Source organism: Tateyamaria sp. Alg231-49, from assembly GCF_900143535.1.
Classification (GTDB): Bacteria; Pseudomonadota; Alphaproteobacteria; order Rhodobacterales; family Rhodobacteraceae; genus Tateyamaria.
The window spans coordinates 56,837-70,212 of sequence record NZ_FRFA01000006.1; the positions used below are offsets into that span (position 1 = coordinate 56,837).

16 protein-coding genes and 1 tRNA gene are annotated in these 13,376 nt (G+C 56.3%); 6 read left to right on the forward strand and 11 right to left on the reverse strand.

The features are described 5' to 3' along the window. The first annotated feature begins 6 nt into the window (after positions 1 to 6). A complete protein-coding gene (locus DHN60_RS10920) occupies positions 7 to 603 on the forward strand; it encodes a TetR/AcrR family transcriptional regulator (RefSeq protein WP_108837534.1) in 597 nt (198 codons plus the stop codon). A 328-nt stretch (positions 604 to 931) separates the two neighbouring features. Here the strand turns inward: DHN60_RS10920 and DHN60_RS10925 are convergent, their stop codons facing one another. The 5 genes from DHN60_RS10925 to DHN60_RS10945 form a co-directional block, all read right to left on the reverse strand. After that, on the reverse strand, positions 932 to 1,360 hold the full coding sequence (locus tag DHN60_RS10925) for a hypothetical protein (RefSeq protein ID WP_108837346.1): 429 nt from the start codon (positions 1,358 to 1,360) through the stop codon (positions 932 to 934). Continuing rightward, on the reverse strand, positions 1,360 to 1,779 hold the full coding sequence (locus tag DHN60_RS10930; RefSeq protein ID WP_108837347.1) for an SRPBCC domain-containing protein: 420 nt from the start codon (positions 1,777 to 1,779) through the stop codon (positions 1,360 to 1,362). Before DHN60_RS10930 ends, DHN60_RS10925 begins: the two co-directional genes overlap by 1 nt. Continuing rightward, entirely contained in the window at positions 1,776 to 2,096 is a 321-nt protein-coding gene (locus DHN60_RS10935; protein WP_108837348.1) for a helix-turn-helix transcriptional regulator, read from the reverse strand. Before DHN60_RS10935 ends, DHN60_RS10930 begins: the two co-directional genes overlap by 4 nt. Before the next feature lie 97 nt (positions 2,097 to 2,193). Next, positions 2,194 to 2,949, reverse strand: coding sequence for a hypothetical protein (locus DHN60_RS10940; protein WP_108837349.1), 756 nt, complete (start codon positions 2,947 to 2,949; stop codon positions 2,194 to 2,196). Then, a complete protein-coding gene (locus tag DHN60_RS10945; RefSeq protein ID WP_108837350.1) occupies positions 2,946 to 4,223 on the reverse strand; it encodes a hypothetical protein in 1,278 nt (425 codons plus the stop codon). The genes DHN60_RS10940 and DHN60_RS10945 overlap by 4 nt, the downstream gene beginning before the upstream one ends. 106 nt (positions 4,224 to 4,329) lie before the next feature. Here DHN60_RS10945 and DHN60_RS10950 point away from each other — a divergent pair, with 106 nt between their 5' ends. Both DHN60_RS10950 and DHN60_RS10955 read left to right on the forward strand, forming a co-directional pair. Then, positions 4,330 to 4,800: an MmcB family DNA repair protein gene (locus DHN60_RS10950; protein WP_159089182.1), complete on the forward strand. Its 471-nt coding sequence runs from the start codon at positions 4,330 to 4,332 to the stop codon at positions 4,798 to 4,800. A gap of 163 nt (positions 4,801 to 4,963) precedes the next feature. Further along, entirely contained in the window at positions 4,964 to 5,755 is a 792-nt protein-coding gene (locus DHN60_RS10955; RefSeq protein WP_108837351.1) for a DUF4239 domain-containing protein, read from the forward strand. A gap of 46 nt (positions 5,756 to 5,801) precedes the next feature. Here DHN60_RS10955 and DHN60_RS10960 read toward each other — a convergent pair whose 3' ends face one another. Next, positions 5,802 to 5,990 carry a DUF6324 family protein gene (locus DHN60_RS10960; protein ID WP_108837352.1) on the reverse strand — a complete coding sequence of 63 codons (189 nt, stop codon included), beginning with the start codon at positions 5,988 to 5,990 and terminating at the stop codon, positions 5,802 to 5,804. Positions 5,991 to 6,070: 80 nt separating this feature from the next. Here DHN60_RS10960 and DHN60_RS10965 point away from each other — a divergent pair, with 80 nt between their 5' ends. After that, a complete protein-coding gene (locus tag DHN60_RS10965) occupies positions 6,071 to 6,553 on the forward strand; it encodes a GNAT family N-acetyltransferase (RefSeq protein WP_108837353.1) in 483 nt (160 codons plus the stop codon). Positions 6,554 to 6,596: 43 nt separating this feature from the next. Next, a tRNA-His gene (locus tag DHN60_RS10970) sits at positions 6,597 to 6,673 on the forward strand. Positions 6,674 to 7,126: 453 nt separating this feature from the next. On the opposite strand, the gene DHN60_RS10975 is transcribed toward DHN60_RS10970, so the two are convergent. The 5 genes from DHN60_RS10975 to DHN60_RS10995 all read right to left on the reverse strand — a co-directional run bounded on the left by DHN60_RS10975 (position 7,127) and on the right by DHN60_RS10995 (position 12,432). Continuing rightward, positions 7,127 to 8,494, reverse strand: coding sequence for an aminotransferase class III-fold pyridoxal phosphate-dependent enzyme (locus DHN60_RS10975; protein WP_108837354.1), 1,368 nt, complete (start codon positions 8,492 to 8,494; stop codon positions 7,127 to 7,129). A gap of 74 nt (positions 8,495 to 8,568) precedes the next feature. After that, positions 8,569 to 9,603: an extracellular solute-binding protein gene (locus tag DHN60_RS10980; RefSeq protein WP_108837355.1), complete on the reverse strand. Its 1,035-nt coding sequence runs from the start codon at positions 9,601 to 9,603 to the stop codon at positions 8,569 to 8,571. Position 9,604: 1 nt separating this feature from the next. After that, on the reverse strand, positions 9,605 to 10,429 hold the full coding sequence (locus DHN60_RS10985; protein WP_108837356.1) for an ABC transporter permease: 825 nt from the start codon (positions 10,427 to 10,429) through the stop codon (positions 9,605 to 9,607). Next, positions 10,429 to 11,352, reverse strand: coding sequence for an ABC transporter permease (locus DHN60_RS10990; protein ID WP_108837357.1), 924 nt, complete (start codon positions 11,350 to 11,352; stop codon positions 10,429 to 10,431). The genes DHN60_RS10985 and DHN60_RS10990 overlap by 1 nt, the downstream gene beginning before the upstream one ends. Further along, entirely contained in the window at positions 11,353 to 12,432 is a 1,080-nt protein-coding gene (locus DHN60_RS10995; protein WP_108837536.1) for an ABC transporter ATP-binding protein, read from the reverse strand. An 88-nt stretch (positions 12,433 to 12,520) separates the two neighbouring features. On the opposite strand from DHN60_RS10995, the gene DHN60_RS11000 reads away from it, so the two are divergent. Continuing rightward, complete coding sequence (locus DHN60_RS11000) at positions 12,521 to 13,351, forward strand: helix-turn-helix transcriptional regulator (protein WP_234423607.1); 831 nt, start codon at positions 12,521 to 12,523, stop codon at positions 13,349 to 13,351. Positions 13,352 to 13,376 lie beyond the last annotated feature (25 nt).

Consider the following 13,376-nt stretch of genomic DNA (forward strand, 5'->3'; position numbering starts at 1 on the left):
AACCGCATGCCCCGTACCATTGGATCACATTCTGGCATCACAGGACCGCGCGTGCGCTCCGCTGCCTTGGCCTTGTTTGCGCGGCACGGGTTTGCGGCGGTTTCCATGCGCCAGATCGCGGCGGAGGTCGGTGTGCAGGCTGGTGCACTATATAACTACACACCGGACAAGCAGAGCCTGTTATTTGATCTGATGTGCAACCATATGGAGGAGTTGCTGGCGGCGTTGCCAAAGGAGTCCGATGCTTCGGCGGCAAAACAGTTGGAAAACTTTGTGCGCTTTCACATCGCCTTTCATCATGAACGTCCCGATGCGGTTTTCATCGCCTACATGGAATTGCGCAACCTCGCGCCTGACAATTTCACGGTGATTGAGGGGCTGCGCCGTCGCTATGAAACTGCGCTTGAAACCATACTGCGCGCGGGAGCAGCAGAGGGCGTTTTTTCAGTTCAGGATACCAAAGTCGCCACCTTGGCCGTGATTGCCATGCTGACGGGTGTGACCACGTGGTTCCGCGCCGAAGGCCGTCTGAGTTTGCGCGCTGTGCAGGATCAATACTGGGACATGGTGCATCGAATGGTGTCGCCGGGCGGCACTGTTTAGCCCCTGCGGGCCTAAAGGCGCCCTCCCACCGACCCGGTATTGCAGGTGAAGAGCGACGGGAACCACCACATCCGTTTGGTTCTCTCATTCCCGAGGACCTGTATGTACAGGTGGGTGCCAGGTAACCGGACCAGGATCCGGACAGAGCCAGCGCCCTCGGAATTGCTTAAGGCCACCGGAATGCAACCTGTCACGAGAAGGGCAGAACCCGTCACTGCGCTAGATAGGCGGTGTGTATCGGCGCGGCAAGTGTGGCAATTGTGCCTTTGGCCGACCGGCCCTTCAGAGAGGATTTTGGAAACAGAGAAGGAGCCCGGCGCATTTAACGCTAGGTGGTGTTGGGTGCACCTGTGTTTGCGTTCAGGTGGTCCCGCAGGCTGGTTTCGAAGAAGTGCTGCCACCCGCGCTGGCAGACGTCAAAGCAGGGCAGGGTGGGGCCGAGGCCTTCATGAGTTAATTGGATTTTGCACCCTGTTTCGGTTGGCGTGATCTGCCAAAGGAGACGTGTCCCCACCCATTCGGCTGCGTCCTCGACATCCTCAATGATCATATGCGCGTCGGTACATTTCCATTCAAAGGACAATGGGCTAGCCCCAGGTTCAAAGTGAAATGTCGCATGGCTGTTGTTGAACCGTGTGGTGAATCCGTTTGTGCGCCGTTCAATCCGGGTGGACCACCATTGTTCCAGATCGTTCGTGATGGCCTGCGCCGCCCTTTCGGGCGACGCAGTGGTCGATATGGTTGCGCTGTAGTCCATTAGTTATCACCGTGTAGGGCGCCGCGCATTTGCATGAGGTGGTCGTCCCAACCTTTGTCCAGAGCGAGCGTGAGACCGAAGGCCTCCGCACCTTGGGGCAGGCCTTCATGTGTCAGCGACAATTGAGTGCCGCCGGGCACATCGCTGAGCGCCCATTTAACCGTACTGACCGCATCGCCCATTGGGCCCACTGTGAACGTGTATTCAAGATAGTCGGGCTTTTGCGCCTTGATCACGTCGCCCCAGATCAACAAATCGCCGCTGGTCGTGCCAAACATCTCTAGCTTTTCACCCGCAGCGATTGGCGTTTTCGGGGCGTGGAACCACTTGGCCAGATGTTCGGGTTGGGTGAGATAGTCCCAGACCAACTCGCGTGGGGCTTTGAGAAAGATCGTTTTGTTCAGCGTGGTGTCGGTCATTGGATGTCCTTTTCGATGGCAGTTTTCAGGTCGGCAAGGCGGTCGTCCCAGAAGTGGTCGAAGAATTCGAGCCATGAGAGCACTGGCGCGAGGCCTAAGGGGTTGATCTGATTGATCCGTTCGCGACCGCGGGCTTCGACAGTGATGAGGCCGCCATCATTGAGCACGGTCAGGTGCTTTTTGACGGCGGCGCGTGTCATGTCGAAATGAGCAGAGACTTCGGCGATGGTCAGCGCGTTGGCGCTGAGCAGTCGCATGATGTCCCGCCGGGTCGGATCGGCAAGGGCGCGAAAGGCGTTTTGGGTTTGGTCGGGCATGGTCTCGCAACGTGATACTTTTTGGTATCACGATAATGCGAAACCTTTTGGTATCATGTCAACCCCAGCGAATGCGCCTGAGAACCTAAGGTCTAAGTTATTCAGAAGTCTGGATAAAACCGTATCGTTCCAGCTCTTCGGGAAGCAGAACGTAGATCTCATCTGGTGGCGTGGACAGCGCTTGCTGCATCAAAAGGGGGTCGATTCCCATCTGATCCAGATATGTCATGACCTCGCCCTGACCGCGCTGAATATCTTCTACCGCGAAGGCTGCAGGCAGGAATGTCTTTTCTCCGAAGTAGTGCTGGTGCACGCCGATGTAGGCGTCAGCGTCGATGTCCCGGGTGACCCCCGCGGCCAACACGTAAGGGCAGGCGGAATAGCAGTATTCCCCTGCCAGCATTTGCGTGTTGATCCCTGCAGCGCGGATGTGGCGGCCAAGGGCCAGCGCGTCAACGACTGAACCACCCGGAGATTGCAGGATTAACGTTTCGGGTGCGGGGTCGGCGGCATCGATCAGGCTGATCAGGCGTTCGGCGTCGCCGCCGCCGATTGCGCCTTCCAACCGATAGGTGCCGTCACCGGTCGCGCTCAGTACCAGCCGTTTGGGCAACTGACCGGGATCGCGGGCGGGTTGAACGACGGGTCGGTCCCGGTCTGGGCGGAAGGTGCGCCGTTGGTCGCCGGGGCGAACGGGTTCTGTAAGGCGAGGCGCGTTTGGCCCAAACTGAGGCAGGCGCAGCCCTTGCATATCGCCAAGCACCAGCAATCCGCCAAGGCCCAATTGGAAGATCAGGATACCCATAAGGACCCGCGCAACGGGGCCGCGTTCTTTGCCTGTGCCCGAATTCATTCGGCTGCCCGATGGGGCAGAGGGCGCGGTGGTTCGTGCTGGTCACGCTCGTGCAGCGTGTTTTCGACGTCGCGCATCGCGGCCATTGCGGCACGCAATTCGGCCAGTGTCAGCGTGTCTTCGATGGCCGCCCCTTCGCGCCCCCCTCGGATGGCCGATTGGGTGATCGCAAGGATAAAGACCAACACTGCCGGCAAAAGGTCGATGGCGATAGCCCCGGCCCATGAAGGTACGAAGTTGCGGGCATAAAGGATGACAGCATCGGCCGAAGAGATTGGTGTGTAGGTTACATCGCTGGCCGGTTGCAGGGCCTGTACGGTCTGCGCGGCGCGTTCCAGCGTGTTGGCGCGCTGGGCTAGCACTTCGAGCACCGAGGAGATCGTTGCGGCCTGATCCGCGCGACCTTCAGTTGTGCTGCCATCAAGTTCGGGCAACACGACAGAGGCGGCAAGGTCTTGGGCCGCCCGCTCGACGAGGGGCGCGACAGAGAGTTGGCGCAGTTGCGTGATCAGCCCGGCCAAGCGTACGGCCTGTTCTGAAAATTCAACGCTCCGGGCCTCGACAGGGCCGGGTTCAACGGTCAAGGCCCGCATGCGCGACAAGATCGCGTTGCCTTCAGCAAAGGCGGCCTCAACCAGTGGGGTCTGGGCGCTGATTTGCCCCTCAAGCCCGGAGAGTTCCGCAGATTTTTGACGCAATACGCGGAAAACGGCACCTTGCCCGGCAAGGCCCGACAGAGACCCTGCGGCCTCTTGCTCCGAGAGATCTTCGAAGGACTGGCGCACCCGCGCAACATCGCGTTCAAGCGATTGGCCCGTCAGTGCCACCTCATGGGCCCGCTCAAGGCTGACCTGATAATCCTGAACGGTCTTGGCCAAATGCTGTTCTACGGCGGCCGATCCTGCGAGCGCGGCGGCGTTGAGCCAGGACGACATGGCCACAATCGCGAGAGATCCGGCACCCATGGCCAGCATCAGGCCGATGCGGGCGCGCGCCGAACGGACGGCCGGAAAAAGGCGCATCATGTACGACCAAAACACGAAGATGCCCACGGAGACGGCCACCGAATAGGCGATGGCAGCAAAAACGGACATGGCCCCGTTTTCATCGAGCAGAGAAGATACTCCAAGGTAGGTGTAGATCCCGGAGGCGGTGGCAAGCACGCCGAGTGCTGTGCCAGAAAACGTATCCAGCCAGCCAAGGTGCCCTTCAAGCTCGCGGGCATAGCGAACGCCGCGCGCTTGCGCTGCGTCAGAGCGAGTGTCGTCTGTCATACCTGTCCCCCGGTTCGTTGGGGATAAGGTAGGGGTGCAAGTCGCTGACGCCAAGGGTTGGGGATGCACGCTTGCTTTTGTTCAGGTTTTGTTCATATTCGGTTTCATGCGAAATCCGCTTGATCCCGTTGCTTTGGTAACCGACCTGATGCCGGGCCAATTGCTTGCACGTGGCGTGTCGCGCCATCTGGCCAGCCTGGGTTGGGTCACTGTCGAAGAGCTGGTGCCGACTCGAGGTTTGCGGGTGGATGTGATGGCGCTTGGACCCAAGGGAGAAATCTGGGTGGTCGAGTGCAAGTCTAGCCGCGCGGATTTCGTCGGTGATTCCAAGTGGGAAGGGTATCTGGAGTGGTGCGACCGGTTCTTTTGGGCAGTCGAAGCCGACTTTCCGGTCGATCTGTTGCCCGAGGACAGTGGGCTAATCATCGCAGATGCCTATGACGCTGAAATCATCCGTGTGGGGGATGAGGACAAGCTTGCGCCAGCGAGGCGCAAAGCAATGGTTCACACTTTTGCCACCCACGCGGCACGTCGCCTGCATGGCTTGCGTGATCCAGGTGCTGGGCTCGGCTGGTAGCTATCGGGCAAAGCTTGTCGACACGTGCTTTCTCTGCGGGGAAGGTGTTGCGCAATTCTCATGCGGGCACAGGATGTGACCAAGATGTGGATGACACGGTTGACGGAGGGTTGCGCATTGGTCAACAAAAAGACCGTTATCATCCAAAGAGGCCTTAGCCGCGATGTCCGTCAATCCATTGGAATTTCTACCTCTCTGGGCATATTTTTCCATTACGGTGGCCTTTATCGGCATCGCTGTCTACGCAGGGTGGACGGTGGGCGCGCGCAGCTTTGAGCGGTCCGGCGAAGTGGAAGGCCCGTCGATCGGGATTACGGTAGGTGCACTGCTCAGCCTGACGGGTTTCTTGCTGGCGTTCACATTCAGCATGGTTAACGCGCGGTTTGAGGATCGTAGGCAAACCGTATTGATCGAGGCGAACGCCATTGGAACTGCGTATCTGCGTACCGACCTATTGCCCGAGCCAAAAGGGGCAGAGGCCAGAGAATTACTGCGGCAATATATCGAACTTCGGATCGTAACCCACGCGTTCAGTTCTACCGACCCAGAAGTCGATCAGGTGATCTCGGAATCCGAAGACCTTCAAGCCGCGCTATGGGCCGTTGCGACGGAGGTCGCGCAAAGCGCGCCGACGCCGATTTCTGGCTACTTCGTACAATCGATCAATGAGGTTATCGACGTTCATTCGGTTCGGGTCATTTTTGGGACCCGCAGCACTATTCCAACAGAAATATGGGTGTGTCTGTATGTGCTGGCGGCTGTCGGAATGGCAGCATCCGGGTTTCTGGCCGCGAACAGTGGTGGGCGTAATATCTATCCGACGTTTGCGCTGGTGCTGACCTTTTCGGCCATCCTGACGATCATTACTGATCTCGACAATCCCGGTCAGGGCGCGATGCGCACAGATCAAGCAGCGCTGATCGACCAAGCTGCACTGATGCCACCGGGCACTTAGTATGCCGGCGGGCACTTAGGAAAAACAGTCTCGGATAAGCAGTATCTTAGCGCCGCATGGCACCAGCGGCCTTGGCCGCTGCGCGGATTTCATCGGCGATTTCGTTGGCCTCATCCGGGTCAAAATCCATCGGGATTTCGACGCCCTTGGATTCGATGAAAATGCGCACCATGCCCTGATCGGTTGGACCGATCTGCATGTTTGCTTCGATGTCGCGTTCGTTGTTGATACCCATGTGCGCCTCCTGGCTGGCCGTTTTTTCTGCTAGCGTCTGTTCCCTTGAAACGCAAGGTGACGCCGTGCACAGTCGGGGCCATGAGCAATGTGATCCTGCGTCCTTTCGAACCTGCCGACACTGACTGGCTGGTCGAGCGACATGCCACACTTTATGCGCGCGACGAGGGCTTTGATGATACGTTTGGCCCACTTGTCCGCAATATCCTTGAAGCCTTCTGTGCTGAGCATGATCCGACGTGCGAACAGGGTTGGATTGCCGTGGAAGGTGACCAGCGACTTGGGTCTGTTTTTTGTGTGCGCCTTGACGCGGAGACCGCCAAGTTGCGCCTGTTTTTGCTGGTGCCCGAGGCGCGTGGCAAAGGGGTTGGTCGGCGCCTGTTGGAACAATGCATGGGGTTCGCGCGTGATAACGGATACGAAGGGATGCAGCTTTGGACCCATGAAAGTCACTCTGCGGCTTGCGCACTTTATCGCCGGGCCGGATGGATGCTGACCGAGTCTCACCCCGTCCGGTCTTTTGGTCAGGATCTGGTGGAGCAGACGTGGATTTATCGGTTTTGACGGTCTTGCAATCGCGCATTCTCGAGAGTATTTGGATGTCAGTGCCGCCTTAGCTCAGTAGGTTAGAGCGCTTGATTGTGGATCAAGAGGTCCCTGGTTCGAGACCAGGAGGTGGTACCAAAAACCCCCTAAAAATAAGATGCTTAAGGGTTCGGATCGCTGGACCCTATCGGGGTAGTCGCGTTCTAAGAGACTTCTAGGAGACTTTTTGCCAGACTATCCGTGCTTCGGGTCGATCGCAGGTAACTCTATTCTCCTGCCGTTTTAAACCACGAATCGAAAAAGGGGGATGGTGTGCTCCCTTGGCCTTTGTCATGTCGGACCGCATCGCCCAGACCGAACTAAACTGTGTTTGTCCGCCATATTAAAAAGTTTAGACGAAAATCCAAGGCAAGCGATGGACTGCGCCCCTTCCAACGCGGTGCAGGACGACGCCTCAACAAACACTGTCTCGTTTCGCTATTCTCATTGTCCTTCTCCACTCGCAAGAGATCGGACCGTTTATAGAGGCGTCGTGACTTCTAAAACATCGGCGTGCAGGCGTTAGTTTTCACCCTACCGTTTGCCAGTTTTCTAACCACCTAAAGTGAGATTTGCGGTCGCCACTTCAATACTTTCGCGCAAGATACCTTCGATATTGTGGATCATTGGCTCATCCATAATCAGCGTCGGGGACAGGATCAGGATATTGCCAAGGGCTCGCGCGATCAGCCCGCGTTTTTGCGCCTGCTGGGCCACAAGGGATCCGATCATCGCCTCTGGCGGGAATTCCTCGCGGGTTGCTTTGTCTTTTACAAACTCGATCCCCATCATGAAATGACTGCCGCGCACTTCTCCTACCAGGTCGAGGTCTGCCAGACCGCGCAAGGCGTTTTCAAAAACCTTGCCCGTGGTCTGAACCCGCTGCGGGATGGCTTCGCGTTCGAGGATGTCGATATTGGCCAGCCCTGCAGCTGCAGCTGCCGGATGCCCAGAATACGTCATTCCGTGCAAGAACATCGCGTCAGGGCCGGAGATCACATCATAAATTTCATCCGAAATGATCGTCGCTGAAAGGGGCTGATACCCAGACGTAAGTCCTTTCGCGGTCGTGATGATATCGGGGACGTAGCCATAGACATCTTCACTTGTGAACATATGGCCCAATCGACCAAAGGCCGTGACAACCTCGTCCGCCACATAGGCGATGTCATGGGCGGCTGTAATCTCGCGCATGCGTTTGTGATAACCTGTCGGCGCGCATATCACACCGCCCGCGCCTTGAACGGGTTCCGCAAAGAAGCCAGCGATGTTCTCGGCCCCAAGTTCGTGGATCTTGTTCAGCATATCTTGGGCCAGAACTTCGACAAATTCCGCCTCGGTCATGTTTGGTGCTTCGCGGTACTGGTTGGGGCATTTCAGGTGATGAACGATCCCCTCTGTGACACTCCAACCTTCCGCATAGGCTGGCGTCGTCAGCGCCATCGCCATGTGAGTGGACCCGTGGTACGCACCTATGCGCGACAGCATAAGACGCTTTTCCGGCTTGCCGCGCAGGATATTGTAGTGATGCAAGATGCGCACTGCAGTGTCGTTTGCCACAGAGCCCGAGTTTGCAAAGTACACATGGTTCAACCCATCCGGAGCCAGCCCGGCCACCTTTTCGGCAAGCATGGCTGCTTGCGGATGGGTGAAGTTGTAAAAGGTCGAATAGTAGTCCAGCGTTTTCAGCTGCTCTGTAATAGCATCAATAATCTCGTGCCGCCCGTGGCCGACATTCACGCACCACAACCCGCCAATCCCGTCGATCAGTTGATTTCCTTCGCTGTCGGTCACGTACGCGCCTTTGGCGGAAACAATCGCGGTGCGCGCCTGATCCTGTTTCAGAGCATGCAGATTGGCAAAGGATTGAATGAGGTGCGCGTCCTTTGTCAGGATTTCGTCTGTTGTAGGTTTATTCATGTGGATTGGCCCCCCGCTGAGATACGCATTTAGAGAACCGAGGCACGCATGGCGGCGTGCCCCGGCAGGATTGGTTACTTCTTCAGGTTTGTCCAAATCGTGTCATAGACTTCCTGCACATCTTGGTCGCAGGCCATCACGAATTCACCGGCCTGATCGGCGGGCGGGCTCAGCTCGGGCGCGCCCGTGACGGCCTCAGACAAGAACCCGTCAACGCCTGTCACGCCAGCGGTGTACTGGGCGTAGTTCGTGACGGCTGCTGCGTTCTCAGGTTCAAGCAGGAAGTTCATGAACTTGAGCGCATTGTCCCGGTTTGGAGCGTCTTTGAGCAAGACAACATTGTCCATCCAGACAACGAAACCTTCTTTCGGGAAGGCATATTCGATGTTCGCACCTTCCTCGCGCGCTTTGGCGGAAAAGCCGTTCCAGATCATGCCGGCCGCTGCGTCGCCTGATACCAGAACATCCTTGGCCACGTCAGAGCCAAAGCTGGCCCAGTCCGCCTTGGCCGCTTGCAGCAAATCGTTCAAAGCCTTGAGCTGGTCACGATCGCTCGTGCATTGCGGGATGCCCAGGTGCAGCGAGGCGAGGGCCATAACTTCGCCCTGGCTGTCGAGCATGTTAATCTTGCCCTTCAGCTCAGCCGGCGGATCAAACAGGATCGACGTCGTGTTGATGTCTCCGGCATAGACGTCACGGTTGACCGAAAAGCTGGTCGAACCCCACTGGTAGGGGATCGAATGGGCGCGCCCGGGATCAAAGCTCACGTCTACCCATTGGGGGGCTATGTTGCCGAAATTCGATACCTCCGATGGCTCAAAGCTGTCCAGCATGCCCTCGCCAATCATGATTTCGACCATATAGTCGCCGGGAACGGCTACGTCATAGGACCCCAACTTGCCCGCCTTGAGAGCGGCCAGCATCGCTTCATTGCTGTCGAACGTATCCATCGTGACCGTGACGTCATATTCCGCCGAGAACTTGTCCAATAGCTCTTGCGGGATGTATTCGAACCAGTGGTAGAGCGACAGTTCGCCTTCGGCTTTGGCCGATGTCGCAGCCAGCGTCAGAGCCAAGGCAGAAGCGCCGAGTTTCAGTGCAAGTTTCATATCAAGTTCCTTTGTTGGTTGGAGTTGTCTGACCTTTCCGCCCCAATAGATACGACACGGTCACAAGTACGACCGAGACGAGCAGCAAGAGGGTGGAGATCGCCATGATGTTGGGCTTGATGCCCTGCTTCACCGATCCGAAGATCGCGGTTGGCAGGGTTTCAATCCCTGCGCCTTTGACGAAATTCGTGATAATGAAATCGTCTAGTGAAATGATGAATGCCAGCAAAAAGCCGGACATTATGCCAGGAGCCATCAAGGGCAGAAGGATCAGCCGAAAGGTCTGCCACTTCGTTGCATAAAGGTCCTGCGCGGCTTGTTCGTAAGCGCCTTCGATCCCTTGCATGCGCGCGGCTATGGGCAGGTAGGCAAAGGGAATGCAAAAAACGATATGCGCCACGAGGATCGTCAGGTACCCGGCTTGAAACCCTATGGCTGAAAAGAAGACAAGGGAGGCCACGGCAGTCACAATCTCGGGGACCATCAGTGGCAGATTGATCAGTACAAAGCTGACGGATTTCCCGCGAAACTGCCCAGAGCGTAGCATCGCAGTAGCCGCTGCAGTGGCGATGGTGGTCGCAACGATTGCAGCCGAAATGGCAATGGCCAGCGAATTGAGGGCCGCGGCCTTGAACTTTGGCGCTTCGGGGCCGGTAAAGACCTCGACATACCAGCGCAGGGTGAACCCACCCCACAAGGTGACCGAGTTGCTGTCGTTGAATGAATAAACCATGACCACGATCAATGGTGCGTACAATAAAACCAGGCACAGCCAAGTGATGGGCAGGAAGCCTGGAAACCGCCGCAGATCAAGCCGGGCCGCCATCAGCGATCTCCTGCTTTGGTTTGCGCGCGCGCATAGAACGCCAGCACCACCAGAACCATCGACAGAAGGATCATCGACGCGGCGGCCCCAAAGGGCCAGTTCCCAGCATTGCCCTTGAATTGCTCTTCAATCAATGAGCCAATCATGAAATTCTTGGCCCCCCCAAGAAGGTCAGGGGCCAGAAACGCACCGAGCGAGGGGACAAAGACAAGAATGCAGCCAGCAATGATGCCGGGTTTGACGATTGGCAAAACCACAAAGCGCAGCGCGGCCCATTTGCTGGCGTAAAGGTCTGCCGCCGCTTCGGAGTAGGCCATGTTGTAGCGCTCGACACTGGCGTAGATCGGCAAGACCATGAAAGGCAGGTACGAATAAAACAGGCCCAGTTGCACTGCAAAGTTCGTATTGATCAGGCCTATCGGTTCACCAATCACACCAATTGCCAGCAGAAATTCGTTCAGCGGGCCATTGTCGCGGATCAGGAATTTCATCGAAATTGTGCGGATCAAAAGATTGACCCAATAAGGGATCGTGATCGCAAAGAGCCAGATCGAACGCGCCGGCCCGGCCCGTGTTGCAATAAACCATGCGGTTGGAAAGCCAATCAAAAGACACAGAACAGTGGCTACAGCGGCCTGCCAGATCGACCGCCAGAAAATGGTGATGTAGGTCCATTCGATCTTTGGCGGCTCATCTCCAAACAACCCGCGATCAAAGAAGAACTGATCATATGCCGCCAGGCTGAAGTCCCAGATCACACCGCCTCGAAATTCCTTCGTCAGGAACGAATAGACCAACATCATGCCAACGGGGAGAACCAGGAAAAACCCGATGATGACCCACGCGGGCAACATCATCCGCGCACCTTGTCCTTGATAGGTGGTAATGGTTGAAGACCCGCCAGAAGAGATGTCAGCCGCCATTTAAGCCCCCAACACGCGGGCGGCCGCCGCATCAAGTTGCATACCAACAGTTTCACCAATGGACGGGATAACGGCCATTTGGGTGTTTTGGACGCGGGCATTGATTGTCTGGCCGCTTTGGATGGCGACCTCCACCTGCATGTCAGTGCCCAAGTAGACAACGCGCTGAACGGTGCCGGTCAAATTTGCTTTATCCAGTGGGCAAAAATTGACACGCTCTGGACGAATGGACAAATGGCCTGACCCGGCGTGGGCACCCACTGCTGCCGAACAGTTCAGTTGAACGCCGCCTGGCAATGTGGCTGCGACTTTCCCATCTTGCGGCTCACCTACGTCCACTTTGATCAAATTGGTTTCGCCAATGAAGCTTGCCACAAAGGCATTGTTTGGTTCTTCGTAAATCTCGCGAGCATTACCGACCTGCTGGACCTCGCCTGCATTGATCACAGCGATCCGGTCGGACATCGTCAGCGCCTCTTCCTGATCGTGGGTCACGAAAATGAAAGTGATGCCGGTGTCCTTTTGTAATTCCTGCAACTCCAAGCGCACTGCTTGACGCAGTTTCAGATCAAGGGCGGACAAGGGTTCATCCAGCAACAGAACACGCGGATTGGGGGCAAGGGCCCGGGCCAGAGCCACACGCTGCTGCTGCCCGCCCGAAAGCTGGTTTGGCATCCGATCGGCGAAGGACTGCAACTGTACCAGATCTAAAACCTCTTGCGCGCGCTTTCGGGCTTCAGCCTCAGAAGTTCCCAGCATACGCAATCCGAACATCACGTTCTCGGTGACGTCCATATGCGGGAACAGCGCGTAATTCTGGAACACCGTGTTGACCGAACGTTTGTTCGGGGGAAGCTCCGCGATATCCTCACCAAAAAGGCGGATCGCACCGTCTTGAATGTCTTCAAAGCCAGCGATCGACCGCAGCAACGTCGTCTTTCCGCACCCCGACGGACCCAGAAGTGTGAAGAACTCATTGTCAAAAATATCGAGCGACACCTGCTTCAGCGCGGTGAACGTCCCATAGCGCTTGGACACGGTCTCAAACTTGACTGCGACTTGACGGTCAGAATTAGCCAACACGTCCCCCGTTGTACTGACGTGAGGGGCATACCCCTCGATTGAACGAAGAAAGGTTACGATTGATCTTTTAGGGGGTATATACCCCTTGGGTGGTATAAAGGCTGATATGACCGGTAAGTCTGAACATCTTCTGGCGAAAATTATTTCTTATCAAGGGGATGAGAGGTTTTCGCAAGCGCTGTCCGATTGGCTTGAGACGATTGTCCCTTTTGATAACATCACGGTTTTGGCGTATTTTTCAGCACGCCAACCCAAAATGCTCTTTGCAAAGGCAAATAGGAAATCCGTTCATGCGAACTTTGAGAACGTCTATATGGCGGGCGCTTACCTGCTTGATCCGTTCTATGACCTGCATATTTCCAGAGCACCAGCAGGAGTATACAGGCTGAACGATATCGCACCCGATCAGTTTCATCGAAACCGCTATTTTCGAGACTACTATAGCAACACGTCACTCACGGATGAGCTCGCATTTGTCAGTTATCCCGCAAAGGGGACGTCGGTTCATGTTTGCTTAGGCCGCGATGCCTCATCCAACTCCCGGTTTTCGGCGCGCCAAATCGCGGCGACCCAACGTGTTGCACCTGTGGTGTTGGCCTTGATTGAACGGCATTGGTCGGAATTGGATGCGTCAGATGGATCGCAGGAGGATGATATCGAAGCGCGCCTGATCCGAGCTTTGGGGTCCGAACACGACGTGTGGCTAAGCCCCCGTCAGGCTGAAGTTGGATTAATGATTTTACGAGGGCACTCATCAATGTCGATTGCTTTGAAGCTGGCCATCAGTCCTGAAACTGTGAAAGTCTTTCGCAAACAGCTCTACAGAAAATGTGGCATCAGTTCACAAGCTGAACTGTTTAACATGATCCTTCCCCTGTTGGGCGGGAATAATTCTGCAAGATCAAAGCAATCATAGTGCATTGCAGAAATTTCGTAATCTA

Coding starts and splice junctions, on each gene's coding strand:
- DHN60_RS10955 (WP_108837351.1), top strand. CDS start 4,964: ATGTCCGTCAATCCATTGGAATTTCTACCTCTCTGGGCATATTTTTCC.
- DHN60_RS10975 (WP_108837354.1), bottom strand. CDS start 8,494: ATGAATAAACCTACAACAGACGAAATCCTGACAAAGGACGCGCACCTC.
- DHN60_RS10990 (WP_108837357.1), bottom strand. CDS start 11,352: ATGGCGGCTGACATCTCTTCTGGCGGGTCTTCAACCATTACCACCTAT.
- DHN60_RS10920 (WP_108837534.1), top strand. CDS start 7: ATGCCCCGTACCATTGGATCACATTCTGGCATCACAGGACCGCGCGTG.
- DHN60_RS10925 (WP_108837346.1), bottom strand. CDS start 1,360: ATGGACTACAGCGCAACCATATCGACCACTGCGTCGCCCGAAAGGGCG.
- DHN60_RS10960 (WP_108837352.1), bottom strand. CDS start 5,990: ATGGGTATCAACAACGAACGCGACATCGAAGCAAACATGCAGATCGGT.
- DHN60_RS10980 (WP_108837355.1), bottom strand. CDS start 9,603: ATGAAACTTGCACTGAAACTCGGCGCTTCTGCCTTGGCTCTGACGCTG.
- DHN60_RS10940 (WP_108837349.1), bottom strand. CDS start 2,949: ATGAATTCGGGCACAGGCAAAGAACGCGGCCCCGTTGCGCGGGTCCTT.
- DHN60_RS10965 (WP_108837353.1), top strand. CDS start 6,071: ATGAGCAATGTGATCCTGCGTCCTTTCGAACCTGCCGACACTGACTGG.
- DHN60_RS10945 (WP_108837350.1), bottom strand. CDS start 4,223: ATGACAGACGACACTCGCTCTGACGCAGCGCAAGCGCGCGGCGTTCGC.
- DHN60_RS10950 (WP_159089182.1), top strand. CDS start 4,330: ATGCGAAATCCGCTTGATCCCGTTGCTTTGGTAACCGACCTGATGCCG.
- DHN60_RS10930 (WP_108837347.1), bottom strand. CDS start 1,779: ATGACCGACACCACGCTGAACAAAACGATCTTTCTCAAAGCCCCACGC.
- DHN60_RS10935 (WP_108837348.1), bottom strand. CDS start 2,096: ATGCCCGACCAAACCCAAAACGCCTTTCGCGCCCTTGCCGATCCGACC.
- DHN60_RS10985 (WP_108837356.1), bottom strand. CDS start 10,429: ATGGCGGCCCGGCTTGATCTGCGGCGGTTTCCAGGCTTCCTGCCCATC.